2 protein-coding genes are annotated in these 2,174 nt (G+C 72.6%); both read left to right on the forward strand.

Annotated features, from left to right (window positions below; translation table 11 throughout):
• The first annotated feature begins 32 nt into the window (after window positions 1-32).
• Window positions 33-1,154, forward strand: a complete 1,122-nt coding sequence (locus D7X55_RS38765) for an NAD(P)-dependent oxidoreductase (RefSeq protein ID WP_121725656.1) — start codon at window positions 33-35, stop codon at window positions 1,152-1,154.
• The coding region (locus D7X55_RS38770) for an NAD-dependent epimerase/dehydratase family protein (protein WP_120553069.1) at window positions 1,151-2,174 on the forward strand (1,024 nt) is incomplete at its 3' end. The genes D7X55_RS38765 and D7X55_RS38770, both read left to right, overlap by 4 nt.

The raw sequence follows: 2,174 nt of genomic DNA on the forward strand, positions 1-2,174 counted from the left end.
CGTGTGGACGCGGCCCGGGGGCGGGAGGGCGCATGGGCCGCAAACACATCCTCATCACCGGGGGCGCGGGTTTCATCGGCTCGCACCTGGCGGACGAGCTGCTCGCGCACGGCCACCGGGTGCGGGCGCTGGATGCGCTGGTGCCCCAGGTGCACGGCCCCGGTCGCGAGCGCCCGGACTACCTGGCTCCCGAAGTGGAGCTCCACGTCGGGGACGTGCGCGACCCGCAGGCCGTGCGCCAGGCCCTGGAGGGCGTGGACTCCGTCGTGCACCTGGCCGCCGCAGTGGGCGTGGGCCAGAGCATGTACGAGGTCGCCCACTACACGTCGGTGAACAACCAGGGCACCGCCGTGCTGCTCCAGGCCCTCATCGAGCACCCCGTGGAGCGGCTGGTGGTGGCCTCCAGCATGAGCGTCTATGGCGAGGGGCTGTGCCTGACGCCGGACGGGCGCACCGTGCCGGGGCCGGAGCGTTCCCTGTCGCAGTTGCAGGCGGGGGACTGGGAGCTTCGCGACGCGCGGGGCACGCGGCTGACGCCCGTGCCCACGCCGGAGGACAAGGCGCCCGCGCTGTCGTCCGTGTACGCGCTGTCGAAGTTCGACCAGGAGCGGCTGTGTCTGCTGGTGGGCCGCGCGTACCGCATCCCCACCGTGGCGCTGCGCTTCTTCAACGTCTACGGCCCCCGTCAGGCGCTCTCCAATCCATACACCGGCGTGCTGGCCATCTTCGCGTCGCGGCTGCTCAACGGGAACGCGCCGCTGCTCTTCGAGGACGGACTCCAGCAGCGCGACTTCGTCAACGTGCATGACGTGGCGCAGGCCTGCCGGCTGGCGCTCCAGGTGGAGGGCGCGGCCGGGCAGGTGCTCAACGTGGGCAGCGGCCGGGCCGTCACCGTGCGCGAGGTGGCGCGCGCGGTGGGCGAGGTGATGGGACTGTCCCGGATGCGGCCGGCGGTGACGGGGAAGTACCGCATGGGGGACATCCGCCACTGCTTCGCGGACATCACCCGCGCGCGCGAGGTGCTGGGCTATGCGCCCCGCGTCGGCTTCCAGGAGGGGCTGCTGGAGCTGTCCCGGTGGCTGGTGGGGCAGGTGGCCCAGGACCGGGCCGCGCAGGCGCGCGCGGAGCTGGATGCTCGGGGGCTCACGGTATGAGGCCCGGACGCGGAGCGGGGACGGTCGTCATCTTCGGGGGCGCGGGCTTCATCGGCTCCAACCTGGCGGACCACTGTCTCCAGGAGGGGCGCACGGTGCGCGTGTTCGACAACGTGTCGCGCCCGGGCGTGGAGCGGAACCTGCGCTGGCTGCGCGAGCGCCATGGCGAGCGCCTGCGCATCGACGTGGCGGACACGCGCGACCTGCTCGCGGTGCGTCGGGCCGTGATTGGCGCGAGCGAGGTGTTCCACTTCGCCGCGCAGGTGGCGGTGACGCACAGCCTCCAGTCTCCGCTCCACGACTTCGACGTCAACGCGCGCGGCACCCTGCACGTGCTGGAGGCGCTGCGGGAGATGCAGACGCCCGCGCCGCTGGTGTTCACCTCCACCAACAAGGTCTACGGCGGGCTGCCGGGACTGGAGCTCAAGGCCCGGGGGAAGCGCTACGCGCCAGTGGACGCGCACACGCTGGCGAACGGCATCAGCGAGGCGTGCCCGCTCGACTTCGAGAGCCCCTACGGGTGTTCCAAGGGGGCCGCGGACCAGTACGTGCGCGACTACGCGCGCAGCTTCGGCCTGCCGACGGTGGTGTTCCGGATGAGCTGCATCTACGGGCCCCGGCAGTTCGGAACGGAGGACCAGGGCTGGGTGGCGCACTTCCTCCTGCGAGCGTTGGAGGGGGAGCCGCTGACGCTCTACGGCGACGGCCTGCAGGTGCGCGACATCCTCTTCGTGGAGGACCTGGTGCGCGCCTTCCGGCTGGCCCAGCAGGCCATGCCCCGCATCCGGGGACGGGCCTTCAACATCGGCGGTGGGCCGGGGCAGACGGTGAGCCTGCTGGAACTCCTGGCGCTCATCCAGCGCCGCACCGGCCGGGCGCCGCGCGTCGGCTTCGAGGACTGGCGCACGGGGGATCAGCGCTACTACGTCTCCGACACGCGCGCCTTCACGCGGGCGACGGGCTGGATGCCCCGGGTGGGCGTGGAGCAGGGCGTGGCACGGCTGGGGGATTGGCTGGAGG

Source organism: Corallococcus sp. AB049A (assembly GCF_003668885.1).
Classification (GTDB): Bacteria; Myxococcota; Myxococcia; order Myxococcales; family Myxococcaceae; genus Corallococcus; species Corallococcus interemptor.

Bases quoted from the DNA above. Each gene is read 5' to 3' on its own strand.
- D7X55_RS38765 (WP_121725656.1), top strand. From the start codon at position 33: ATGGGCCGCAAACACATCCTCATCACCGGGGGCGCGGGTTTCATCGGC.